General features: G+C 43.2%; 23 protein-coding genes. 8 read left to right on the top strand and 15 right to left on the bottom strand.

Annotation, left to right across the window (positions count from 1 at the left end; genetic code table 11):
• Positions 1-7 precede the first annotated feature (7 nt).
• Positions 8-385: a hypothetical protein gene (locus D0C36_RS00745; protein WP_117389684.1), complete on the bottom strand. Its 378-nt coding sequence runs from the start codon at positions 383-385 to the stop codon at positions 8-10.
• Positions 386-483: 98 nt separating this feature from the next.
• A complete protein-coding gene (locus D0C36_RS00740) occupies positions 484-1,131 on the bottom strand; it encodes a DUF3667 domain-containing protein (RefSeq protein WP_233524379.1) in 648 nt (215 codons plus the stop codon).
• A 310-nt stretch (positions 1,132-1,441) separates the two neighbouring features.
• Between D0C36_RS00740 and D0C36_RS00735 the strand changes: the two genes are divergently transcribed.
• On the top strand, positions 1,442-2,947 hold the full coding sequence (locus tag D0C36_RS00735; protein ID WP_117389683.1) for a glycoside hydrolase family 43 protein: 1,506 nt from the start codon (positions 1,442-1,444) through the stop codon (positions 2,945-2,947).
• Position 2,948: 1 nt separating this feature from the next.
• On the opposite strand, the gene D0C36_RS00730 is transcribed toward D0C36_RS00735, so the two are convergent.
• From D0C36_RS00730 to D0C36_RS00690, 9 genes are all read right to left on the bottom strand, one after another.
• Entirely contained in the window at positions 2,949-3,530 is a 582-nt protein-coding gene (locus D0C36_RS00730; RefSeq protein WP_117389682.1) for a YdeI/OmpD-associated family protein, read from the bottom strand.
• Positions 3,531-3,539: 9 nt separating this feature from the next.
• Positions 3,540-4,118 carry a YdeI/OmpD-associated family protein gene (locus D0C36_RS00725; RefSeq protein WP_117389681.1) on the bottom strand — a complete coding sequence of 193 codons (579 nt, stop codon included), beginning with the start codon at positions 4,116-4,118 and terminating at the stop codon, positions 3,540-3,542.
• A complete protein-coding gene (locus D0C36_RS00720; protein WP_117389680.1) occupies positions 4,115-4,510 on the bottom strand; it encodes a DoxX family protein in 396 nt (131 codons plus the stop codon). Before D0C36_RS00720 ends, D0C36_RS00725 begins: the two co-directional genes overlap by 4 nt.
• Positions 4,511-4,516: 6 nt before the next feature.
• Positions 4,517-4,984 carry an SRPBCC family protein gene (locus D0C36_RS00715; protein ID WP_117389679.1) on the bottom strand — a complete coding sequence of 156 codons (468 nt, stop codon included), beginning with the start codon at positions 4,982-4,984 and terminating at the stop codon, positions 4,517-4,519.
• Positions 4,974-5,306 (bottom strand): ArsR/SmtB family transcription factor, encoded by a 333-nt coding sequence (locus tag D0C36_RS00710; protein WP_117389678.1) that lies wholly within the window; start codon positions 5,304-5,306, stop codon positions 4,974-4,976. Before D0C36_RS00710 ends, D0C36_RS00715 begins: the two co-directional genes overlap by 11 nt.
• Before the next feature lie 130 nt (positions 5,307-5,436).
• The gene (locus tag D0C36_RS00705) at positions 5,437-5,841 is read right to left on the bottom strand and encodes a TraR/DksA family transcriptional regulator (RefSeq protein ID WP_394339836.1); all 405 of its coding nucleotides are present in this window, start codon (positions 5,839-5,841) and stop codon (positions 5,437-5,439) included.
• 175 nt (positions 5,842-6,016) lie between these two features.
• The gene (locus D0C36_RS00700) at positions 6,017-6,826 is read right to left on the bottom strand and encodes a hypothetical protein (RefSeq protein WP_117389677.1); all 810 of its coding nucleotides are present in this window, start codon (positions 6,824-6,826) and stop codon (positions 6,017-6,019) included.
• Between the two features lie 124 nt (positions 6,827-6,950).
• Complete coding sequence (locus D0C36_RS00695) at positions 6,951-8,057, bottom strand: mechanosensitive ion channel family protein (RefSeq protein WP_117389676.1); 1,107 nt, start codon at positions 8,055-8,057, stop codon at positions 6,951-6,953.
• Positions 8,057-9,844, bottom strand: a complete 1,788-nt coding sequence (locus D0C36_RS00690) for a glycoside hydrolase family 15 protein (RefSeq protein ID WP_117389675.1) — start codon at positions 9,842-9,844, stop codon at positions 8,057-8,059. Before D0C36_RS00690 ends, D0C36_RS00695 begins: the two co-directional genes overlap by 1 nt.
• Before the next feature lie 172 nt (positions 9,845-10,016).
• Here D0C36_RS00690 and glgX point away from each other — a divergent pair, with 172 nt between their 5' ends.
• The 4 genes from glgX (at position 10,017) to D0C36_RS00670 (ending at position 18,412) form a co-directional block, all read left to right on the top strand.
• On the top strand, positions 10,017-12,128 hold the full coding sequence (glgX, locus tag D0C36_RS00685) for a glycogen debranching protein GlgX (RefSeq protein WP_117389674.1): 2,112 nt from the start codon (positions 10,017-10,019) through the stop codon (positions 12,126-12,128).
• A 3-nt stretch (positions 12,129-12,131) separates the two neighbouring features.
• Complete coding sequence (treZ, locus tag D0C36_RS00680) at positions 12,132-13,892, top strand: malto-oligosyltrehalose trehalohydrolase (protein ID WP_117389673.1); 1,761 nt, start codon at positions 12,132-12,134, stop codon at positions 13,890-13,892.
• Position 13,893: 1 nt separating this feature from the next.
• Entirely contained in the window at positions 13,894-17,844 is a 3,951-nt protein-coding gene (treY, locus tag D0C36_RS00675) for a malto-oligosyltrehalose synthase (protein WP_117389672.1), read from the top strand.
• Positions 17,845-17,938: 94 nt separating this feature from the next.
• Complete coding sequence (locus D0C36_RS00670) at positions 17,939-18,412, top strand: VOC family protein (RefSeq protein ID WP_117389671.1); 474 nt, start codon at positions 17,939-17,941, stop codon at positions 18,410-18,412.
• 47 nt (positions 18,413-18,459) lie between these two features.
• Here D0C36_RS00670 and D0C36_RS00665 read toward each other — a convergent pair whose 3' ends face one another.
• Positions 18,460-18,762 carry a hypothetical protein gene (locus tag D0C36_RS00665; protein WP_117389670.1) on the bottom strand — a complete coding sequence of 101 codons (303 nt, stop codon included), beginning with the start codon at positions 18,760-18,762 and terminating at the stop codon, positions 18,460-18,462.
• A 236-nt stretch (positions 18,763-18,998) separates the two neighbouring features.
• Between D0C36_RS00665 and D0C36_RS00660 the strand changes: the two genes are divergently transcribed.
• Entirely contained in the window at positions 18,999-20,969 is a 1,971-nt protein-coding gene (locus D0C36_RS00660) for an ATP-binding protein (protein WP_117389669.1), read from the top strand.
• Here D0C36_RS00660 and D0C36_RS00655 read toward each other — a convergent pair.
• Both D0C36_RS00655 and D0C36_RS00650 read right to left on the bottom strand, forming a co-directional pair.
• Positions 20,966-21,241, bottom strand: coding sequence for a DUF4342 domain-containing protein (locus tag D0C36_RS00655; RefSeq protein WP_117389668.1), 276 nt, complete (start codon positions 21,239-21,241; stop codon positions 20,966-20,968). The two genes, D0C36_RS00660 and D0C36_RS00655, sit on opposite strands and share 4 nt — an antisense overlap.
• A 39-nt stretch (positions 21,242-21,280) precedes the next feature.
• Positions 21,281-23,056: a tetratricopeptide repeat-containing sensor histidine kinase gene (locus tag D0C36_RS00650; RefSeq protein WP_117389667.1), complete on the bottom strand. Its 1,776-nt coding sequence runs from the start codon at positions 23,054-23,056 to the stop codon at positions 21,281-21,283.
• A gap of 129 nt (positions 23,057-23,185) precedes the next feature.
• On the opposite strand from D0C36_RS00650, the gene D0C36_RS00645 reads away from it, so the two are divergent.
• Positions 23,186-23,608, top strand: coding sequence for a secondary thiamine-phosphate synthase enzyme YjbQ (locus D0C36_RS00645; RefSeq protein ID WP_117389666.1), 423 nt, complete (start codon positions 23,186-23,188; stop codon positions 23,606-23,608).
• A gap of 94 nt (positions 23,609-23,702) precedes the next feature.
• Positions 23,703-24,104, top strand: coding sequence for a hypothetical protein (locus D0C36_RS00640; RefSeq protein WP_117389665.1), 402 nt, complete (start codon positions 23,703-23,705; stop codon positions 24,102-24,104).
• A gap of 4 nt (positions 24,105-24,108) precedes the next feature.
• On the opposite strand, the gene D0C36_RS00635 is transcribed toward D0C36_RS00640, so the two are convergent.
• Complete coding sequence (locus D0C36_RS00635) at positions 24,109-24,477, bottom strand: DUF7009 family protein (protein ID WP_117389664.1); 369 nt, start codon at positions 24,475-24,477, stop codon at positions 24,109-24,111.
• Positions 24,478-24,598: the final 121 nt, after the last annotated feature.

Here is a 24,598-nt window from a genome sequence, read left to right as displayed (position 1 = left end):
TAGCAAATTATGCCTGAGGCGGCCTGAAGAGCGATGAAAGCGCCGGATCAGGAAAATAATCCGGGCGATACTCTGAAAAGGAGTTATTTACCGGCTTAACTTGTGTATCGTTTTCAATGACACGCAAAGCAGGTAAAAGATAAACGTATGTGGCATGCGCATCCATCTTTTTAAATGGCAATTGCATATCACGGTCATTGTCGTTATCATTAAGATCATCACCCCAATAATGCATGCCTAAGAATTGCATCAGGGTTACACTACTATCGCGCTGGCGATGTTCTTTAAAGTGCTGGAAAAGTATAGGCAGCTTCGCCAATTGATCAAGCTCGGTATTTTGAGCTACGATCACAGTTACTATTATGTATAGCAAAGCTTTTTTCACAGTGCAAAAATAGCATTATCAGCCTGTATGGCAACTTTAAATAAGCTGTTTACATCCTGAGCATGTAAAAATCTTGTGAATTATTTATGGCTATAAGCTTAATGCTTCGTAATAATATCTAACAAAACACCCAATAGTATGGCAAGGATCATTGAAGTGAGGTACCCTAACAGATACGCAGAGAGAGATTTTACATAATCCATTACCTTACGCCCACCAAAAAATTGCGCTATGCCCCAGGTACAATAAGCAAAGCCAATTACGCCGGCTGCGGTCATTAATTTGATTTTAGTAAAAGCTTCTATTAAGTTAAATACAGAGAATATCAGCATACCAATGCCCATTACAAAACACAGGACTATCAGTATCTCAAAGAAATTATAATTATGTTTACGAAAGAACAGCTTTGTCCATAAAGCGATAAATACGCCCATGATAATGTTTGCATACCCATAATGGTGTTGCATCCATTCAAAAACACCACCTACGGCCGATTTATCAGCTTCTTTGTAGCTTACATAACCATCCTCGATGTGGAAAAAGTGGTTGATGGTAGAGTATACAAGCGAAGCAATAACCACAAAAGCCACGGGTTTCACCAAGCGGTTGCGATCATCTGAAATAAATTGTCTTATACTCCGCCCCGGTCTTAAAAGCAACTCTTTAATGGTATAAAGAATACCTTTCTCAAAATGGAGCTGGTGTTGTATCTCATGTGCCAGGTAATGCCCGTCTACACGTTTCAATGCCTTTGGTTGGCCGCAGTTTGAACAATAATTACCGGTGATGGGATCTGCGCAATTTCTGCAATTTAAGATAGTATCTGTCACGATGAGTGCAATAGTAATTGTTAAGTTTAGGGTTTCTATTTAAAGCAAAACCGCTTTAAAACCGAGTGAAGATAGATATTATTCAAATTTTTTGGGAATATTTCTATCTATATTTTATGCACTTTAAACAAGTTAAGTTTCGGCGAAAATTTAAAATAATCGGTTTAGCAGTAAGAATTTAAAGGTATTTTTCGATATTGCAGGCCTGCATCCAATTGTAAACCTGATGAGATCACTTACTAAAGCTATTGTTGTGGCCGCAATGTTCTGCTGCTCTGTTTCTGCTAAAGCCCAAACTACTGCAGCTGCAATTTCGGGCGATTTTCCGGATCCTTCTATCATACACACTGCTAACGGTTATTATGCCACAGGTACCTCATCAGAATGGGCGCCGCACTACCCTGTTTATCACTCAACCGACCTTAAAAGCTGGAAACAAACAGGCTATGTGTTTGATAAAGCACCGGATTGGACAGTTGGCTCGTTTTGGGCACCGGAGTACTATAAAATAAAAGATACTTATTATATCTATTACACCGCCCGCCGTAAATCGGACAATATTTCGTGCATCGGCGTAGCCACCTCAAAATATCCCGACCATGGTTTTACAGACCATGGCGTGATCATAGATCACGGTAAAGAAGCTATAGACGCTTTTATTTATAACGATAAAGGGCAGCTGTATATCACCTTTAAAGCATACGGACTGGATAACCGCCCTATCGAACTGCTTGCTCAAAAGATAACGCCCGACGGACTTAAGGCCTACGGCGAAACTATTTCTCTGTTAAAAGACGACGCGAAAATCGGTATGGAAGGCCAAAGCTTTTTAAAACATGGCAAGTACTATTACTTGTTCTATTCGGCGGGTGGTTGTTGTGGTATTGGCTGCAGTTACCATGTAAAGGTGGCACGTTCAACCAGTTTTGCGGGCCCTTATGAAAAGTACGAAGCATCTGAACTGCTTAAACCCGCCGAAGGTTGGAAATGCAGCGGCCACGGAACTTTTACTCAGGATGCACAGGGCAAATATTATTACATATTGCATGCCTATAACCAGCGCAGCGAGGTATTTACCGGCCGCGAGGGTATGCTTGCAACCTTAAACTGGAACGGTAAAAACGGATGGCCTACCATGAAAGCAATTGCCAGCAAACATGCCTATCCTAATATCCATGATACCTTTAACGCAAAAAAGCCAGCTCTTTATTGGCAGTATGATTTCCACAACGCATCGCCGGTAGTTAAGCAGGGTAACGGAAAACTATCATTATCGGGCACCATGTTAGCCGGTAACAAAAGTGGTATGATGTATGGCGTTCGCCCGATGTCTGACCATTTTGAGATGAGTACCACGGTTACCAATCATAATGAGGCATCAAAAGGTTTGGCGTTCTATGGTACCACAAAAGCCGTATTAGGCCTTACCACATCAGGCAACACCGTAAAATACTGGTTGATAAAAGATGGTAATACAAGCTTGCTTGATTCGGCAACGATAAACGCAAACTCTCCTGTTGAATTGAAATTCTCGATGACGCCGGACAGAACCTGTAAAGCGTACTACAAGCAAGGTAAAGACGAATGGAAAGAGCTGGCTACGGGCAACAAAGTATCTATAAGCGAACTTCCCCAGTGGGATCGTCCGCAACGTGTGGGTCTGTACTTTAACGGCACACCAAATGAACAGGCTATTTTCAGCAGGTTTGATCTGGTGAATAAGGCGGACTAAATTACCTGTCCATTAGTCCTTTACCTGCCAATATTTTAGGCATACAGGCTTCTACACGCGATAAACGTGTTTTAGATTGTTTAGGCGCGGTGAAGTATAGGTTATAAGCACGTTGCCTGCCGGGAGTTAACGCTTCAAAAGCCGATTTTAACGCGGGTATTTGCTGCATCATAGCAATAAGTTCTTCGGCGAGTTCCAGTTCGTGCTTTTGTTTAAAATCGACAACCTTGCCTGCTTTCTCGTTTTCTATCGCTTCGCGGATGTATGCGTTTAGCGTGGATTCGAGTTGTTTTATTTCATCTACACCGGTAAATTTCACTGTTCGGGCCGATTGTGTATTCTCGCCTGGCTTTGTTAAAATACCGGCCTCGTCCTGCAGCAGAGAACCTTTGAAAAAGCTGAGCACGCAGCAATCTTTCAGTTCTCCGATGATTGCTATGTTGGCGTTATTGAGAGTATAACACGGCGCACGCCATTTCATGTCCTCGATTAAGCCGTTATTAAGCAATATTCGTCGGAGTTGCTTTAACTCGTCCGGCCATTTTGTGGCTCCGGCTATAAAATCATCTACTTCAGTGTTCATACTCAGTTATTAATCATCCAATCCTTTACCGTTTAGTATATGCGGAATGTATTTCTCAATCCTCGCTTCGCGGGTTTTTACTTGTTTGGCCGATGAGAAATGCAATAAATAACCCCGTTGCCTGCCTGGTGTAAGAGATTCAAAAGCTTCTTTCAGCGCAGGAAATTCGTCGAGCTTTGCCTGAAATTCTTCGGGCATGTTAAACTCTTTGGTTTTCTTGAACTCTACTTTCAGTCCGGCTTTTTCAACTTCAATAGCTTCAAAAACATAGGCTTTAATAACAGGTTCCAGTGTAATCACTTCATCCAGGTTAGTAAATCTTATCTGCCTTGCCGATTGTACGTTTTTTGTCTGCTGTATCAATATGCCATTGGCGTCGTTAAGTAGAGCACCTTTAAAAAACAGCAGTGCGCAGTACTCTTTAAAATCGTGGATCAACACAATATTGGCATCATTTAAAACGTAGCAGGGCTGTCCCCATTTCAGTTCCTCTGTAAGGCCGCAATCCAAAATTATCGACCGCAGTTTATTTACTTCCTGTTTCCAGGCTTTATCCTTCTCGAAATAAAAATCAACTTTTGGGTTCATTGGTTCTCATTTGTGGTTTGCGTTGATAATTTTCTATTGGCCGGCCTCAGGTACCATGATACAACGGTAAGCACCAGCAAAAGTGAAGCGCCAAAAACCTGATCCATAGATTTGCCTGTTGCCAGATGCGAATATAAGGCTCCCGTCATTACAAAGAAAAATCCGGCGTAGGCCCATTCTTTAAGCAAAGGCATTTTGGGCACAAGCACAGCTACTACGCCTAATAATTTCCACAGGCCTATCAAAGTGAGGATGTATACAGGGAAGCCCAGTTCTAATACAAATGCAGTTTCTGCTTTTAATTTCATCAGTTGCACCACGCCAGTTGAGGCCATACCTAAGGCTAACCACGCCGTGGTTAGCCAGTAAATGATCTTTTTAGTTTTACTCATGATAGGTTATTTTAGTTTGTTAACAATATCCTGTAAACGGTTGTGCGCCATGTTGAGGCCCTGGTTAAAGGGTAGTTTAAGCATCTGATCGCGCAGGGCTGCGGAACGGTAAATAGAATGAATGGTCAGTTTGCTGGTGTCATCCGTCAATCGTTCAAAATCCAGAAATTCCAGTTGCACATCAAATGGAGCGTTCTCAATTTCAAAAGTGCGTACTATCTTTTTATCGGGTACAAAATCATGGATGGTGCCGTTAGCCTTAAATACCACCTGTCCTTCGGCGTTACTGGTTTCAAACGCCCAGCTGCCATGCTTTCTGCTTTCAAGCTTTACCACTTTAGTATTCATCCACTGCTCAAAAAGTTCCGCATCTTCATAGGCTTTAAAAAGCAATTGAACCGGCAGGTCAAACTCTCGGGTTATCAGCAGATCGGGGCGGCCATCTTCTGCATGTATTTTGGTTTTAAGCTCCATGTTGTTTGTTTTGATAATTTTTCATAACGGCTTCCAGTTTGTTAAAGCGCTCGTCCCACATCTGGCGGAAGGGTTCAATAAAATCGGCTATGTCTTTCATTTTATTGGCGTTTAAATGATAGTGTACTTCCCTGCCCTGTTGTTCTTGCTTAAGCAATTCGCATTCGGTAAGGATTGCTAAGTGTTTGGAAACAGTCGGTCTTGCCGTATCAAAGTTAGCCGCTATCGCTCCAGCTGTTAACGATTGCGATGCAACCAATAAAAGTATGGCCCTTCTGGTTGGGTCGGCAATGGCCTGGAATACATCCCTTCGTAAATTCATATATGTAGCTATTTGACTACAAATATAAATGTAGCTATTTGGCTACGCAAATTTATTTTAAAATTTCTTAGACGCAAAAAAGCCGCTCGTTGGTTACGGGCGGCTTTCCATTATTGCGAGTTAATGTATTTTAATTTTGTTTCAGTTTGGCTTCCATGCTTAGCGTAGTATGTGGCACAGCCATCAGGCGCTCTTTTTGTATCAGTTTTCCGGTTACACGGCAAAGGCCATAAGTTTTGTTGGCAATGCGGATCAAAGCAGCATCCAGCTGCTCAATAAACTTTTTCTGGCGGCCCGCTAACTGGTGTAAGCTTTCTTTCTCCAGTGTGGCCGAACCATCTTCTAAAGTAGAATATGCAGCTGATGTATCATCAGTACCGTTAGGGTTGCTACTGCCCAATGAGCTCGATAATGCTTCGAGTTCTTCCTGCGCAACAGCTTTCTTTTGTAATATAACGTCTTTGAATTCCTCAAGCTCTGCGTCAGAGTATCTTGTTCTTTCGCGTGATTCGGTTTGATTTTCCATGATGCTCATAACAGCAATTATTGTGTAAGGTTTTACAATTTTAAAATTTGAACGCTAACGGCATAATTGTATCAGCGATGTTACAACTATAACCTGTCATTTAGAACGAGCGACAGCGAAGGGAAATCTTATTACTAACAGGATTTCTCACTATCGTTCGAAATAACATTTTTTTTGTTATTTATTAATTTGGATATAATAACAAAGGCACACTTATCAGCTCAGGATGGTTTAAAGACAGTTTTTTGCCTACAAAATACCCATAGTGCGCTGAGTGGTTAATCAATACCAGGGCATCGTTTTTCATACCGTGTATCAATACATCCGCTACTGTAGCTATATCGCCCGATTTTATATGGTGGAAATTCAATTGCTGATGGTTACCGCAACGTTTGGCCGCCTCAAAGAAAATCTGTTTCGCAAAATCCTCATCAAGATCCGGTATGCCCGATGCGGCTACATGGCCCACAAACAGGTCGGTTTTATTTGGGAGCGTTAGTTTGCTTAGGTAACCCAAAACATCAGTGCGACACCAACGCAGGTCGGTGATGTAAGTAAGTCGTTGGATATCTTTGTATTGCCAGTTGGCCGGCAACATCAGCATAGGTACCGATATTTTGTTCAGTACGATCTGCATATCCAGCTTTGCATCGTCAATATTACCTGCGGGAACTATCACCATGCCAATATTATTGTGGTTGATGAATGTAGCAAGAGCACTGTTATCCAGATCAGAAATATCAGTCTCGACTATTTCCGTCTCCTCTCCTGCGGTATGTATATTCAATACGTTCAGGTAGTGAAACAGGTGTTCATCAATATGATGCTCATCATCGATATCATCAACCACGGGTGCTAACTCCATGCTGGCCGATTTAACTCCCCTACTCCCGATCACTAACCTGGCATGTATGCTTTTAGCAAACATTAATGCCGACTCTGCTACGCTCCTCGCTTCAACACTATTATCGTTGATGACAAAAACTGATTTCATAAGTATTCATAGATAGATAAGTACTTATAAAAACAGCACAAGCAGCAACAGGTTTTAATTTATAATTAATTATTTTCGATTGATTATCAGCACCAAATGACTACAAAAAGACAATTAAGTGTAATTAAATGTCTGAGGCAAAGCTTTTTTTGAAGTTGTCTAAACCGCTGTTTATCTCGATACGGTTTTTAGGCAGGCTGCCCGGATAGTTCTGTTGAAGGTATTTGATCAGATTTTCGCGGATGTAGCAGCGCAGATCGAAAGCCATAGATGAGTTACGTGCACTTACCAATACCCTTAATTCAATAGTGCTTGGTTTTACATCGGTAACTTGTATAATGCCTACCCGTTTATCCCAAAGCGGAGTTGCCTCCAGCAAACGAGCCAGTTCTTCGCGCATAGCATCGATAGGTACTTCATAATCTACATACAGAAACACCGTACCCAATAGCTGCGAGGTAGTGCGTGTCCAGTTTTGAAAAGGTTTTTCTATGAAATAGTTGATGGGCAGTATCAATCGCCGCTGATCCCAGATATTGAGCACCACATAAGTAAGCGTAATATCTTCCACCCTTCCCCATTCGCCTTCAACCACCAATACATCATCAATACGGATGGGTTGTGTGAACGCTATCTGAAAACCGGCCAACAGATTCCCTAATGATTTCTGTGCCGCAAAACCGATGATAATACCACCTATACCTACACCGGTGAGCAAACCTGCTCCCAGTTTCCGTACGCTGTCAAAACTGAGCAATATCAGCGATAGCGTAATAAGGATGATAAGTACTGTGCTAAGCTTACGCACAAAGGATAACTGCGTGCGTACCTTACGTTCCTTAAGGTTATCCTCTTTATTAAAATCGTACTTATAGTAGATAAAATCCTCGAGTATTTTGATTGCATTTGTAAGCAGCGCAGCAAAAGATATCACCAACAATATCCCGAACCATTTTCTTATATCATCGGCATAAACATCCTTAAGCGCAAAATATGGCAGCAGGATATTAAGCGTAAGCAGCGGTATGAAATGATTAAGCGATTTGCTGAAATGCGTTACAAACGAGCGAAGGAACGAGTACTCTGCATCCTTTTTATTCTTATAATAATTGAGCAGCAGTTTAACAATAACCTTCACTACATAACCTATCAGCAATACGGCTGCTATGATAAGCAGGTTCCATACCAGGTGCGGCATTTGTTTAGACCATGTGTTAAACTGCTTTTCCATTATAAAAATATCGGTCTGTCTAACTTAACGGCTATGCGGTAAGCCGCATTCATTAACCCAACATGGCTGTATGCCTGCGGGAAATTACCCCACTGGCTGCCCGTCTTCTCATCCACATCCTCGCTAAACAGCAATAGGTGGTTACAATATTTCATCAGCTTTTCAAACTCGCGCATGGCATCGTCCATGCGGCCAACGCAAGCCAGGGCCTCTACATACCAAAACGCACATATAAGGAAAGTAGTCTTCGGTTTACCAAAATCGTCCTGGTGAATGTAGCGATAGAACAGGCCGCTTTCGGTTTTCAATTCTTTCTCTAAAGCTATAAGGTGGTCTTTTGCCTTTTGCGAAGCAGGGTCAAGATAATTCATCATGATGAGCTGCAGTGTACTGGCATCCAAATGCGGACTACCGGCGGCGTGGGTATAAACCTTACGTTCGGGATCGTAACAAGCTTCTATATGAGCAGCGGCTCTGGCTTTTAAGGCGCGGGCACGTTGTACCAGTTCATCATTATTAATGGTAAGCGCAATTTTCTCCGCAGCGCAGCAACCCGCCCACTGGAATAAATTACTGTAACAGTGGATGTGTGCAATATTGCGGAACTCCCATATACCTGCATCTTTCTCATCAATAGTACGGTCGATCTTATCCAGGATAGATGAGATCCATTTGTCAGAATCTTTGCGTTCGGTAAATACAAAACGGTGATCTGTGTAAAGCGGAAGCAGCGATATCATCACCTGCCCGTAAATATCATTCTGGATATGTTCTGATGCCTGATTACCAATGCGCACCGGCCCGTTACCTTCATAACCCGATAAATGCTCCATTATCACCTCGTTGAGATCTTTGCGGCCATCTATGCCATACAAAGGCTGATACCTGAAACTGCTTTTATCGCCGAAGGATATATCCGTTACATAACCAAAGTAGCGCTCCATCTCCTCGAAATGGCCAATGTGATTAAGAGATGTTAACACATAATAGGTATCGCGTAGCCAGCAATAGCGGTAATCCCAGTTACGGCCACTCCCCGGGAACTCAGGCAAACTGCTGGTACTCGCAGCTATGATAGCCCCCGTATCTTCAAACTGGTGAATTTTAAGAGCCAGCGCCGAGCGAATAACGTAGGGCTGAAAGTACCCTGCTATGGACGAGTGTTTGATCCATAAGCGCCAGTACTCGGTTGTCTCGCGCAGATATTCCTCAGCCAAGCCAACCAGTGAGCGGTCAATCTCTACACCATAATTCAGCAACAGGTAGCGGGTATCATTCAATGAAAAATAAGCCTCTTCATCCAGATAGGTAAGCGGTATGTTTGAGGTGAGCGTCATGTGTTCATCGCAGCTGGTATAGGTGATCGAATCGCTGCCTAACGCTCTCGACCATTTTTTTCGGCCATAATCACAAACAGGGTCGCAAACCACTTTAATACGCGGGTTACCCTCAAGCGGCTCTATTTTACGGATAAGGATGAGCGGTTTAAAATACCTGTCGTGCCGGCGAAAACGCGGCGCATAATCCGTAACACGGTACTTGCCGTTCTCGCAGGTAATCTCGGTGCGTAATATATTGGTGTTCTCTAAATAGTATTGTTTAGTAGTGTACTCGCCGATAGGTTTAATGGAAAACTCTCCACCCTTCTCTTTATCCAGCATTCCGCCGAAAACAAACTGGCTGTCAAAACGTGGCCAGCACATCCACTCTATATTTGTATCGGTACCTATATGCGCCAGGTACGCGCAGTTTCCAATTATCCCTGTCTGGTAGGTATGTTTTTCCATTGAGTATGTTGTAGTATCTTAAATAACCCTACCAACAACGGTTTTTTATAATTGTTACCAAAAAGCTGAAAGTTTATTACTTATGGTGTCTTTAGGACACCATAAACCTGTTTCGCCAAACGATAATCTTAAATTAAAAAAACATTTACGGAATAATATCCTTTGTAAATGCATGAGTAAAATTTATCCGGGGAAACCTTACCCCCTGGGTGCTACATGGGACGGAAACGGCGTAAACTTCGCTTTATATGCAGATTGCGCTACCGGCGTTGAGCTATGCCTGTTCAATGATAAGCAACCCGAAAAAAGAATAAAACTATCCGAACGTACACACCAGATATGGCATTGCTACCTGCCCGATGTTAAACCAGGCCAGTTTTATGGCTACCGTGTTGATGGCCCTTATGACCCACAAAACGGCCATCGTTTTAACAGAAACAAATTATTGATGGATCCTTATGCCAAATCCCTATCAGGCAGGATAGACTGGCACGACTCTATATTTGCTTATGAAATAGGCAACCCTGATGAGGATCTGAGTTTCAGCACTACAGACAGTGCGCCATTTATGCCAAAATCAGTAGTTGTTGATCCTACTTTTGATTGGGGCGATGATAAATTTCCGCGCATCCCTTACCATCAGTCTATTATCTACGAGATGCATGTTAAAGGCTTTACGCAGATGCATCCCGATATTCCTGACGAGATAAAAGGCACTTACGCCGCTATAGGCCATCCGGCTTGTATCAAATATTTGCATGAGCTGGGTGTTACAGCCATTGAGCTGATGCCTATCCATCATTTTGTGAACGACCGCCATCTGCTTGAAAAAGGGTTAACCAATTATTGGGGCTATAACACCATTGGCTTTTTTGCGCCCGATATTAAATATGCAGGCAGCGTACCCTGCCACGAGCAAGTGCAGGAATTTAAAGAAATGGTGAAAGCCTTGCACAAAGCAGGTATTGAAGTGATACTGGATGTGGTTTACAACCATACTGGTGAGGGCAACCAAATGGGGCCTACGTTATCTTTAAAAGGTATCGACAATGCCTCATACTATCGTTTAGTTGATGATAACAAACGTTACTATAACGACTATACAGGCACAGGCAATACACTGAATGCTATGCTGCCAAACGTATTACGCTACATTATGGATAGCCTGCGCTACTGGATAGTAGAAATGCACGTTGATGGTTTCAGGTTCGATCTGGCTGCTACTTTGGCCCGCGAGCTGCACGACGTGAACAAGCTGAGTGGTTTCTTTGAGATCATATACCAGGATCCTATCATATCGCAGGCTAAACTGATTGCCGAACCATGGGATATTGGCGAAGGCGGCTACCAGGTGGGTAACTTCCCGCCGGGATGGACAGAGTGGAATGGCAAATACCGCGATTGCGTACGCGATTACTGGATAGGTGCCGATAGCATGTTGGGTGAGTTTGGCCAGCGCTTTACCGGCAGCCCCGATCTTTACCAGGATGATAACCGCCGCCCTACTGCCAGTATCAACTTTATAACCGCACATGATGGTTTTACGCTGAACGACCTGGTATCATACAACGAAAAACACAATGAAGCTAACGGCGAAAACAATAACGACGGCGAAAGCCATAACCGTTCATGGAACTGTGGTGCCGAGGGCCCTACCGATGATCCTGAGATAAACAAACTGCGCGATAAGCAAAAACGTAATTTGCTGGCAACCCTGTTCCTTTCGCAAGGTGTGCCTATGCTGGTGGCCGGTGATGAGTTTGGCCGTACGCAAAACGGTAATAACAATGCTTACTGTCAGGATAACGAGATCTCGTGGTTGAACTGGGCCGGTGCTGATAAGCAATTATTGGAGTTCACTAAAAGATTGATCCAGATAAGAAAAGACCACCCTGCGTTCCGCCGCAGGAGATGGTTCCAGGGCAGGCCGGTTAAAGGCAAAGGCCTTGAGGATATTGCCTGGTTTTTACCGGAAGGCAACGAGATGGAAGACGAGAACTGGAACCACGACTTTGCCCGCTCATTAGGAATTTTCCTGAATGGCCATGGCCTGCACAGTGTTGACAATACCGGCGACCCTGTGACGGATGATAATTTCTATGTGATCTTCAACGCCCACCATGATCAGCTGGAATATCATATTCCGGATGTATTGGTGAACAAAAGCTGGGAGATCATATTAGATACCAGTAATGACGAAATTACGGCACAGCCCCTGGCAAAAAAAGAAGTGATAAATGTTGAAGGCCGCTCTGTAGTGGTGTTGCGCAATAAACTGAAGTAAGCTATGGATAAGGCGAATGTACCCGGCATAACGTTTACTGATGATAAAACAGCAAACGTTGTGCTTTGGGCACCGTATGCAGATAAGGCGGAATTGGTTTTAAAAAATGGCCAAACCTTTCAGTTAGCGTCACAACCAAAAGGTTATTGGACACTTAGAACCGAGGAGCTTAAAGCCGGCGACCTGTACAAATTTCGACTGAATGGTGATAAGGAATTACCAGACCCAGCATCGCGTTCGCAGCCAGATGGCGTGCATGGATATTCTGAAATAGTAAAGCTGGAAGATGAGCGGGTTAATCAGCCCGACATCCCACTTTCAGATTATATCATCTACGAACTTCATACCGGTACATTTACAACTAATGGAGATTTTGCGGGCATCGAAACCCAACTCCAATACCTGAAAGAATTGGGTATAAACGCCATTGAGATAATGCCTGTTGCGCAATTCCCCGGCCAACGCAACTGGGGGTATGATGGTGCGTTTCCTTTTGCGGTGCAAAACTCTTATGGCGGCCCGCATGGTTTAAAACATTTGGTTGATGCCTGTCACAGTAACGGGTTGGCCGTGATATTGGATGTAGTGTACAATCACTTAGGCCCCGAGGGGAATTACTTCAATGAGTTTGGCCCTTATTTCACCGATAAATACCAAACACCATGGGGCAAGGCTATCAACTTTGATGATGCCGGTTGCGATGAGGTGCGCAATTACTTTGTACAGAATGTACTGATGTGGTTCCGCGATTTTAAGATAGATGCATTACGGATGGACGCTGTACATGCCATCAAAGATTTTAGTCCGAAGCACATTTTGCAGGAGATACGTGAGCAGGTTGATGAGCTAATGGCTGAGACAGGCAACAAACACTACCTCATCATTGAGTTCGACCTGAATGATAACCGCTACATCAACCCTGTTGAACAAAACGGGTTCGGTATGGATGCACAATGGATAGATGAATTTCACCATGCCCTGCGTGTCACTGCAGGGGGCGAACGCAATGGTTACTATTCGGAATTTGAAGGCATCAGGCATCTGGCTAAATCATATACAGATGCTTATGTTTATGACGGCATTTACTCTGAAGGGCGACAGAAAACATTCGGCACTAAAACCAATAACCCAGGTGAGCAGTTCGTAGTGTTCTCCCAAAACCACGACCATGTGGGTAACCGCATGCTCGGCGAGCGCAGCAGCACACTGTTCAGTACGGATATGCAAAAACTGATGGCGGCAGCTGTAATGGTTAGCCCCTACCTGCCTATGTTGTTTATGGGCGAAGAATATGGGGAGCAAAACCCGTTCCTGTACTTTGTTAGTCATGGCGACAAGGAACTGATAGAAGCGGTAAGAACCGGCCGTAAGAACGAATTTAAAGCTTTCCACGCCGAAGGCGAAGCACCAGATCCGCAATCGCCGGATACTTTTGAGCGATCTAAATTGAATTGGGATAGCGCAGAACAATCAAAACATCAAGAGATGTTGGATTATTATAAGCGTTTAATTCAACTCAGGAAAAGCACCCCTGCGCTGCACAATAACAACAGGCAGCAGTTAGAGGTATCCTTTAATGAGGAACAAAAAACGCTGCACCTGCATCGTTGGGAGAAAGACCAGCATGTGCATTGCTTTATGAATTTCTCCGGGCAGCAGCATGCTTTTCAGCTACCATCTGGCTTAAAGCTCATTTTCACCTCAACAGGAACAAGCGAAGCATCAAAACTCCAACCAGCGTCTATTACTATTTACAGCAATTAAAATGTTCAATCCGGTATCTACCTATCGTATACAGTTCCACAAAGATTTCACCTTCAAACATCTTGAGGGCATTATCCCCTACCTTACTGAGTTAGGGATCAAAACGCTGTACGCTTCTCCCATATTCAGCGCTGTACCGGGCAGCAACCATGGTTATGATGGTACCGACCCGTTGAGCATTAACCCGGAGATAGGTACTTTGAAAGAGCTTAAAACCATAAGCAAAAAGCTGAAAGCTGCCGGCATCAACTGGTTACAGGATATTGTGCCTAACCACATGGCTTTCCATCACAACAACAAATGGCTGATGGATGTATTAAAAAATGGGCCGGCATCGCCATATAAAGACTATTTTGATCAGAGTTTAGCTGATGGCGCTTTCTTCAAAGGTCCTATCATGGTGCCGTTTCTGGGCGATGATCTGCAAGTGGTGATTGATAACGGCGATCTGCAGATCGTGCATGAAAATAATGAATTTTTCTTCGCTTATGCAGATCAAAGATGGCCGCTGAACGCATCATCAACGGAAAGCATCAATTTAAATAACCTCTCTAAACTTAATAAAAATAAAGCGCAACTTTCAAAAATCGCCGGTCAACAATATTATCGCCTTTGCAACTGGAAGGAAACAGATAACACCATTAATTTCCGTCGTTTTTTTACTGTGAATGGATTGATATGCCTGAATATTCAAAGGCAACGGGTATTTGATGATTTTCACCAATTGATTGATCAACTGGTAAAAGAAGGCATTTTCCAGGGGCTTCGTATCGATCACATCGACGGCCTATACGATCCCGAACAATACCTGCAGCGCCTTCGCAAGCTGGTTGGTGAGAAAACATATATCGTTGTAGAAAAAATATTAGAGCATGGCGAAGAATTGCCTGAATGGCCTATTGAAGGTACATCGGGCTATGATTTCCTGGCGCAGGTTAACAACCTTTTCACTAATAAAAAGGCCGAGAAAGCTTTCACCAAGTTTTACGGTAAGATAGCGAAAAGCAATAAGCCTGTTGCTGAACAGATATTGAATAAAAAACGACTTATCCTTACCTCAAACATGAACGGGGAACTGGATAACCTCGCCAATTATTACTTTGAATTAGGTTTGGGCGATGCCAAAGACGGAGATACTATTAAACAAGCAATTGCTGATCTGCTGATACAATTGCCGGTTTACCGTTTTTATGGAAACAAGTGGCCGTTAAATGATGATGAGCGACAAGCCTTAAATGCTATTTTAAAGAGCAACAGCATCCTTTTCTCATCCGGCAATAGTACTAATGTTTTGCTCTTTTACCAGCGCTGTATGCAGTTCAGCGGGCCTTTGATGGCTAAGGGTGTTGAAGATACGCTGATGTACACCTATAATCGCTTTATTGGGCATAACGAGGTTGGTGATGCACCGGATGCATTTGGTACCTCTGTAGATGATTTCCATAAGTTGATGCAAGCGCGTCAGCAACAATGGCCGCTGGCTTTAAATGGTACATCAACCCATGATACCAAACGTGGCGAAGACGTGCGTGCGAGATTAAACGTTCTGAGCTATTTAAGTGATGAGTGGTTTGAGAAAGTGACCGAATGGCGCAAGCTTAACGCTAAACTGAAGCAGGATGATCTGCCTGATACCAACGATGAATATTTTATCTACCAAACCCTCATTGGCACTTACGCCGGTGAAGAGGAAGATATTAATAACTATAGGGATCGCGTGAGCGCTTATCTCGAAAAAGTACTTCGCGAAGCAAAAGTGCATTCTAATTGGGCTCAACCAAACGATGATTATGAAAAAGCTGCAAAAGAATTTGCTTTAGGTTTATTGGATAAGCAAAAGCCGTTTTGGGAGAGCTTCATCGGTTTCTTCAATAAAATAGCGGACTATGGAACTGTTAATTCACTTTCGCAATTAACACTGAAGCTTACCTGCCCGGGTATACCCGATATTTACCAGGGTTGCGAAATGTTGGATCTCAGCATGGTTGACCCCGATAACCGCAGGCCTGTAGATTACGAATTGAGGAAACAGGTACTAACCGATGTAACCGACACTCCTGCCGACTGGACAAAAACGGACGGATCATTTAAGCTTCAGCTATTAAGCAAGTTGCTTAAGTTTCGTGCATCAACAGATATATTTTCTAAAGGCGAATACCTGTCGTTACAGGTTAAGGGTAAGCACGCGGATAAAGTTATCGCCTTCGCAAGAGTTTACAACGGCGAATGGGCTGTTACCATCGCTCCGCTTAGCCTTACAGGAGTGGCTAAAAACGGCTTAGAAAAATACACGAGTGAGGACTGGGCAGACACGGAAGTTATTTTGCCTGCTGAAGCTCCTGCCTCTGCTGCAGACATCATTACCGGTAAACAGTACATCATCAACAAAAAACTCAAACTAAAAAACCTACTGGCCGATGTGCCCTTCATAGTTTTGCATCTGAAACCCTCAGATAACAAGCGTAGTGCAGGTGTGTTACTACACATCACATCTCTGCCTTCGGCATTTGGTAGCGGCGATTTTGGCAAAGAGGCATTTGCATTTGCTGATACCTTAAAAGCGGCTAACCAGCGGTACTGGCAAATACTACCGTTAAATACCGTTAGCGAGGTTGATGCCTTTTCGCCATATAGCGGCACTTCAAGTCAGGCGGGTAACTTATTGTTAATCAGCCTGGAGTTGTTAAAGACTGAAGGATTGCTGAAGGCAGGCGATCTGAAAAAACATCACACCAAAACAAGCAGCAACGTTGATTTCAAGGCGGCGCAAAAATCCCGTTATCAACTATTAAGCCTGGCGTGGAAACGCTTCAGAACATCAGGACAGGATAATAAAGCATTTAACGATTTCTGCAAAAATGAGGATTGGTGGCTGCAGGATTATGCGCTTTATACACTTCTAAAACAACAGAACAACGGCACTCCGTGGAACAAATGGCCAGATGAATACAAACTACGAAATAAAAAAGCTTTAAAAGAGCTGGCCTTGCAACATGCCACTGAAATCGAAGAAATAAAATGGTATCAGTTCATCTTCACATCGCAATGGCAAAACCTTAAATCTTACAGCAATAAATTGGGTATCAAAATTTTTGGCGATCTCCCCTTCTACATCAGTTATGATTCTGCCGATGTATGGGCTAATCCTGGATTATTTGACCTGGGTGCAGACCTTGAGATGAATACCGTATGCGGCGTACCACCCGATTATTTTAATGCCGAAGGTCAGCGTTGGGGCATGCCCACTTTTAACTGGCAAAAGCTTAAAGAAACAAGATATGATTGGTGGATAAAACGCATCGGTAAAAACCTGCAATGGTATGATGTGTTGCGTTTAGATCATTTCCGTGCATTTTCGGCCTATTGGACAGTACCCGCCACCGAAACCACTGCGGTGAACGGCAAATGGTTGCCCGGCCCGGGCGGGGATCTGTTTGAGGAATTAAAGAAACACTTCCCCACTATGCCTTTCATAGCAGAAGATCTCGGTGAAATTGATGCACCGGTTTATGAACTTAAAGATAAGTATCACCTGCCCGGGATGAAAGTTTTGCAGTTTGCCTTTGGCGATGACATTGCAGGCTCACCGCATATAAGTCATCAGCACGAGAAGAATTTTGTGGTATATACCGGCACGCACGATAACAACACCACCCTCGGCTGGTACAGGCAGGATGCTGATAACATATTACTAAGCAACATCAAAAAATACACAGGCATAAAAGCAAAAGAGAAAAACATTGCTGAAATGCTCATCCGCGAAACTTTATCATCGGTTTGTGATACGGCCATCATTCCATTGCAGGATTGGCTGGGGCTGGATGAAAATGCCCGTATGAACACACCTGCAAGCGATGGCGAAAACTGGACATGGCAACTTACAGAAGAACAGTTATCGGCTTTGCCTTTAAAACGCATGCGTAAGCTTACAAGGTTATTCGGCAGGGTATAATACAATTGGCATAATCTGCCTGTATATTTGTCGCAATTGGCCCTTACACGCGGTGCATTTACAGGGTATCTTTGGTATATTAAAACACTATATTATGAAAAAGATACTCCCTTTCCTTTGGTTTGATAACAACCTGCAGCAAGCCATGGATTTCTACCAAACCGTATTCAGCGATTTTAGCATTGTTTATACCAACAACTACGGCAAAGAAGGCCCGGGTAAAGAAGGTTTGCTCATGAGTGCCCAGTTTAAAATGGCCGATGAGGAATTTATGGGCCTAAACGGCGGCCCGCATTTTAAATTTACCGAGGCGGTATCCTTCTTTATCAATTGCGACACGCAGGAAGAGATTGATTACTACTGGGAGAAACTATCTGCAGATGGCGGGCAAAAATCGCGCTGCGGATGGCTAAAGGATAAATTTGGTTTATCGTGGCAGGTGTGCACACCGTTGTTGGGTAAATTACTTGCCGATCCGGACAGAGCAAAAGCTGGGCGCGTAATGCATGCAATGATGCAGATGGACAAAATTGATATTGCTAAAGTTGAAGCAGCTGCAAAAGGTTGATATAAAAACAATAAAGGCCCCATTTATCGGGGCCTTTATTGTTTTTATTAATACGCAGCATCTGGTGCTTTGTAATCAAATATAAAGTCTACTATTTTTTTCAGTTCAGGGATCTTTAGCTTGGTGCCTTTGTATTCCCATTTTTCCTCGTCTCTATCAATGTTGATCTCACCTAAAAAGTTAGGATCGTTTTCATCAGTTGGTTCATGAGGGATATCCTTATGAGTAAGTTTGCTCAGGAATCTGGAAGAAAATATCTTGTAGAGTCCGCTGCCCCAAACGCCTCTTTCTGTAACTATCTCTACGTGTTTCTCGGTGTCCGAATCGGTAACAAGTTTTAAGATGACCATAGTGTTTAAGATTATAATATATACGACAAACGTTACTTGATGTTGTTTGAAATAGGTTAAATTTTTCTATAAAAATGTGGCATTTTATATTAACTGCGTATTAAATAATCATGATGCTGTATTAAGTTATTTGCTTAACTATAATTCAACCTATTTTCATTCTAAATAACGCTATCACAGGTATTTTTAGTAGCTTTGATGCCCCTTGTTGATGTTCCTCTTATCAGGATAGTATTGTGAATATTGCCGTGCGTATCTCTGTTTATTGCGTATTAATTACCTGCTTTGCTTTTTTAGCAAGTGATGGTAAGGCGGTTGCTCTAAAAATTGATGCGCCAACAGGCGCCGATACTATTGAATATTACAACAAACTGGTTTCGCGTTACCGTTATGATAAGCCCGACTCGGCCACTTTTTTTGCCAACATAGGTTTGCAGCTGGCACGCAGCACAAAAAACAAACAGGGTGAGGCCACCATGCTTAATCAGTTAGGCATGATAGATGATAATGTGGGCGATTTTGAAAGCTCGCGCAAAAAATACCTGCAGGCGCTTGATCTTTACGAGGCCATCCATAATACCAAAGGTATGGCTACCGAAAACATTCGCCTCGGTGTGGTTGAATTACGCAAAGGCCAATATGACCGTTCAACAGGTTACTTTCTCTCCGCATTAGAGTTAAGTCAGAAAAATGGCGACAAGCTTGGCCAGATGGAAGCATACATCACCCTTGGTGAAGCTTATGCCGGTCAAAAGAAACACGATCGTGCGCTGGAGTATTATCGTGTAGCTGAAAAACTGAATGACCAGATCCCTTTCTCTAACCTGTCGCTCAACCTGTTCAATGATATAGCCATCTCCTACCGCGAAACGGGTAAGCTTGAAGAAGCCAAACCATATTTGCTTAAAGGGATAAAACTAAGTGAGGTGCCTAAATATCAAGGCCTTAATATCACTCTCACTAATACACTGGCATCAGTTTACGCCAAAGGCGGGGATACTACAACCTCTATCAAACTACAAAAAGAAGCGTTGGAAAAAGCCCGTAAAATAAACAACTATATAAGGCAGATACAAACACTTACCGGGCTGGCAACTACCTACGGCAATCGTAACACGGCCAAATCATTAGACTACTGGAAACAGGCTTTACAATTATCAGAAAGCCGTAATGCCTATAAAGAACAGGTAGATGAGCTTAACGCCATTGCCAACATCCACGAGCTGCAAAAGAATTATACTGAAGCCTATAAAGCCCGCAATAAGCAATACAAAATAGCCGACGAGTTTTTCTACAAAAAGATGAGCCGGCAAATAGTTAGCCTGCAAAATGCGTATGAACTCAACCAGTCAAAGATCCGCGAGCAGCAGCTTAGGTTTGAGAATAATCGCCGCGACCTGCAGCAGCGCATATCGTACGGTATTATAGCAGCCGTGTTTTTGATACTGATGGTGTTGATATGGTTCTATTTCCGCACACGTAAACTCAATTATCTCCTCAACAACACCAACGCCGAACTGCAGGAATCAAATACTGCTAAGGATAAAATTTTCTCTATCCTGGGGCATGATCTGCGCTCGCCTTTCATTTCGGTGATCAACCTGTTAGAAATTATTGATGATGACGATCTGGAACCTGAGCAACGTAAAGAATTGTTGAACCAGTTAAAGGATAATACTACCGTTTCTTTAGAGACCCTGGACAGCTTGCTACGATGGGGACAGAAACAGATAAAGGGTATCCCTATCAACCCATCAGCATTTAATGCAAGGGCTTTTGTTGATAAGGCTGCTATCTTCCTGGCGGGCGTAGCCGGCAATAAGCGTATAACAATAGAAAACAACGTTCGCGACAATATCAACATCTTTGCTGATCCGGATCATTTTGAGTTCATTATCCGTAACCTGCTCTCAAATGCGGTAAAATTTAGCGCAAATAACAGCAAAGTGGTAGTAAGTGCCGAGAAGCATGATGATAATGTGGTTGCGCTTACCGTTAAAGATAGCGGGATAGGCATAGCGCCCGAGAAACTCAACGAGATATTTGACCTCAGCAATATCAGTACCCGTGGCACCGGTAACGAGAAAGGTACCGGCCTTGGCCTGTTGCTATGTAAAGAATTTGCCGAAGCCAATAATGGCAGCATCAACGTAACCAGTCAACAAGGCAAAGGTTCGGCTTTTACCGTAATCCTGCCTGTAGCTTAAAGTGGTTGCTCGTTATTATCGCTCGCCACCTCTTCTACCTCGCGCTCAACGGTTAAAGTACACTCGCCAACAAACAACGCTAAAGCACCAACTGCAGCCAATACAGGTGCTAAAACAGCTGCAACCACACCAATAGACAGCGGGAAACTCATCAGTTCCTTCCCTGCTTTATCGTTTATGGTAATGCGGGTGATGTTACCTTCTTCAATTAGCTCTTTTATTTTGTTAACCAGGTGCTTGCCGCTAAGGTTAAAAGTTTCTTTAGTTTTCATACCATTTAGATGATACAGCTTCAGGAATGTTACAAACTATCAGGCAACTGCTTCTATTTGCTGCAACGGCACTTCAATAACATAGGTAACACCTTTACCAGGCTGAGTATCGATATCCAGGTGCCCGCCAACATAAGCAATCCGCGATTCGATGCTTTTCAAACCGAGCCCCTTGCTGGTTCTCATCAGTTTCTCCTTATCAAATCCAACACCATCATCAATGATCATCAGTGTAAGCTCGGTATCATGGTTAATGAGTTCGATATGGATACTGCTGGCTTTGGCATGCTTAAATATATTGCCGATGATCTCCTGCATACTTCGGTATAGCATTAGCATGGTGGTTTTATCCAGATCGAGATTTTCAGTATTCACCCACTCCGTGTGGATCTCGAGTTGCTTTTTACTATTAATACGGCAAATAAATTCTTCTATACCCTGGCGCAGATCTTTGTTCAGCAAATACGGCGGCATCATACTGTGCGATAGATTGCGCACCTCAACAATAGAGTCATCTATCATCTGCAAAGCATTATCATCCGTAATATTATAATTATCCTGACTGATCTCTACATGCCTGCGTGCAGTGCACAGTAACTGGCCAACACCATCATGCAGTTCGCGGGCAAGGCGCTGGCGCTCGTTCTCTTCGGCATCCATAATACCCTGGGCACGCAGGCGTTGCTCTTCTAACATCGCGGCGTTAAACTTAGCCTGCTGGCGCGTGCGGTAACGATTGTACAATAGGTACAATACCAAACCGGCAATAATTATGGTAGCCAATAAGGCATAAATACCAATACGATTGCGGCTCAGTTCGGCTTCCTGTTCGCGCGAGCGGGCGGTTAGCAGCTTGTTCTCCTGCTCCTTCTTGTTAGTTTCGTATTTGGTTTGTAGTTCCTCAATATCTTTGCTGTGCTTGGCATCCATCACCTTGTTCTTAAACTCAAGGTGTTGTTTTTGATATTCATAAGCATCTTTGAACATGCCTCTCGCAGCGTAGGTTTGGCCTAATATCTCGTAAGCATACAATTCGAGCTCGTTGTATTTTAAAGATTTTGCTTCTTGTAGCGTTTCGAGAAAATTACCTGTGGCTTCTTTCAGTTTATTCTGTTTCAGGTAAATCTCACCTATGTTGGTTACCGCCAGCACCTCGCCTATCTTATCACCTACGCCGGCCCTTAGATCTTTAGCCTCGCCCAGCGCTTTCAATGCAGGTTCATATTGATTTTTAAGCGATAACGCCGACGCGAGATAATCCAGCGCGTAAGACATTCCCACTTTATCGTTATCCGCTTTATAAAGCGTGTAGCTGCGTTTAAAATAGGTAGCCGCGCTATCTGCGTTCTCCATATCCAGAAACATTAGTCCGCGGTTGTTTACTGCGGTCGGCAGTAGCTTTTTTGCATGGATAACATCAGCAAACCGTACCGCTTTTTGGCTTACCTCATTGGCCTCTTTAAACTTTTTTGTACGCAGGTAAAAGATGGTCATATCAGAATACAATTCGGCTAAGCCTGATGTATCTTTAATGCTGCTATAAATATTTTCCGACTGGAAATACCAGCGTAAACTTTCATCATATTTACCGGATAGATAATTGCCAAGGCCGCGCAGAAATGCTCCCTCGCCTTCAAGTTTAGTTTGCTTGCTTTGTTTGGCCTCATTATACGCCTGCGTAGCAAAGGATATTACTTTGCCGAAATCTTTTTGTTTGTTGGCCCGTGCCGAATCTAATAATTGGCGGATGTTTTGGGCACCGGCCTTAAAACCGGCAAATAGCAGTAAAAGCGCAAGCAGGAGGACACGGTTCATAGCATAAGGTTTAACAACTTAAAAATAAGTAGCTGATACCTCATTAGCATTATTGGGCAGGTAAAATAGCGCAAATGTAGTAGCCTGTATCTGCCGAACATATAAAGCCATTAAATTGTATAATTGTACATGAAGATATTTCAACAGATAACAGATCTTCCGCAGGTAAGGCGCGGTTTCCATATCATTACACGCGAAGTAATTAACGCCCTGCCGCAGATAAGCGAGCTTAAAACCGGCATGTTACAGGTGTTTATACAGCATACCTCGGCCTCGCTTTGCATCAATGAGAACGCCGACCCTACCGTTCGGCAGGATTTTGAGATGTATTTTAACAAGGCTGTACCCGAGAATGACCCCGATTACCTGCATGACTATGAAGGCTCTGACGATATGCCGGCACATCTGAAAGCAGCTATGCTGGGCGCTTCAGTCTCTATCCCTATCCGTAACGGCCGTTTGGCGTTAGGTACCTGGCAGGGTATTTATCTTTGCGAACACCGCAACCATGGCGGCAGCCGCACTATTGTGATCACTGCCTGGGGCGAGTAGGTCATGATGTCGTGAAAACACCCTTAATTTGGCGCGGCCGACCATCATTCTCTTAAACTGCTTTACCCTACATTTGCTTTAAAACTATAACGTTATGGATTGTATAGAAATAAGCAACAGTACCAAACAGCTTCTCATTACAAAAGCAGTGATAGAAAAGGGAGAAATAAATACCGCATGTATCAACGGGTTACGAATGCGTGATGTTGCCGCCATCAATATAGTAATAGAGGACGCCAACCTCAGCGATCTGGAAATAAAATACGCCCAGTTAGGCGGCGCTTACATCCATGATATAGGCCTACCACCTGCCGGTCATCCCTACTACGACCCCAATGCAGAACAAAGACCGTTAAGATTTGAGAATTGTGACCTGCATGGCAGCACAATTACAAATTGCGATCTAAGCATGATAAATATCATCGATTGTAACACCACAGGCCTTACCATTAACGGTATTTCCGTTGATGATCTGCTAAAAGCATACAAAGGCTAAAACCTTAATTGTCTTGCTCCTGGCTTTCGGCAACCATTGGATTGATAAAGCTGGTAGCATGGTTTTCATTCACCACATCTGGGCTGTCAAAATCTTTTTCAACCGATAAATGCATATCATCCTGCACAGCCTCAAAGCTGACCTTATCAGTTGCCGTCCATTCATCGGCAATTTTCTCAGGGATTATCAGGGCAATGATATTATTTTTAAAAGACACGGATATTTTGGTTTCCGCTGTACGTTGTATCACGTAGGTTAAATTATCGTCACCAAACTGCACTTTCTCTTTGTACAAACCATCGTGTGCAAAGGCTTCAACTTCTGATGGTGTAAGGTGATATTTCAAACTGTTGTTACTAACGCAGATTTTCATAATTGGGTAGTAAATTAAAATTTGAGCCGTTTTATGGCATGCCTTGTTACAACAATAATGTTGCCGTTTTAGAGATCAGAGGCTAAAGATCAGAGATTAGTTTTAAAATTCGTTCATCATT

Source organism: Mucilaginibacter conchicola, assembly GCF_003432115.1.
Lineage (GTDB): Bacteria > Bacteroidota > Bacteroidia > Sphingobacteriales > Sphingobacteriaceae > Mucilaginibacter > Mucilaginibacter conchicola.
The sequence above is the reverse complement of the archived record's forward strand: the minus strand, read 5'-3'. Positions and strand labels throughout refer to the sequence as shown.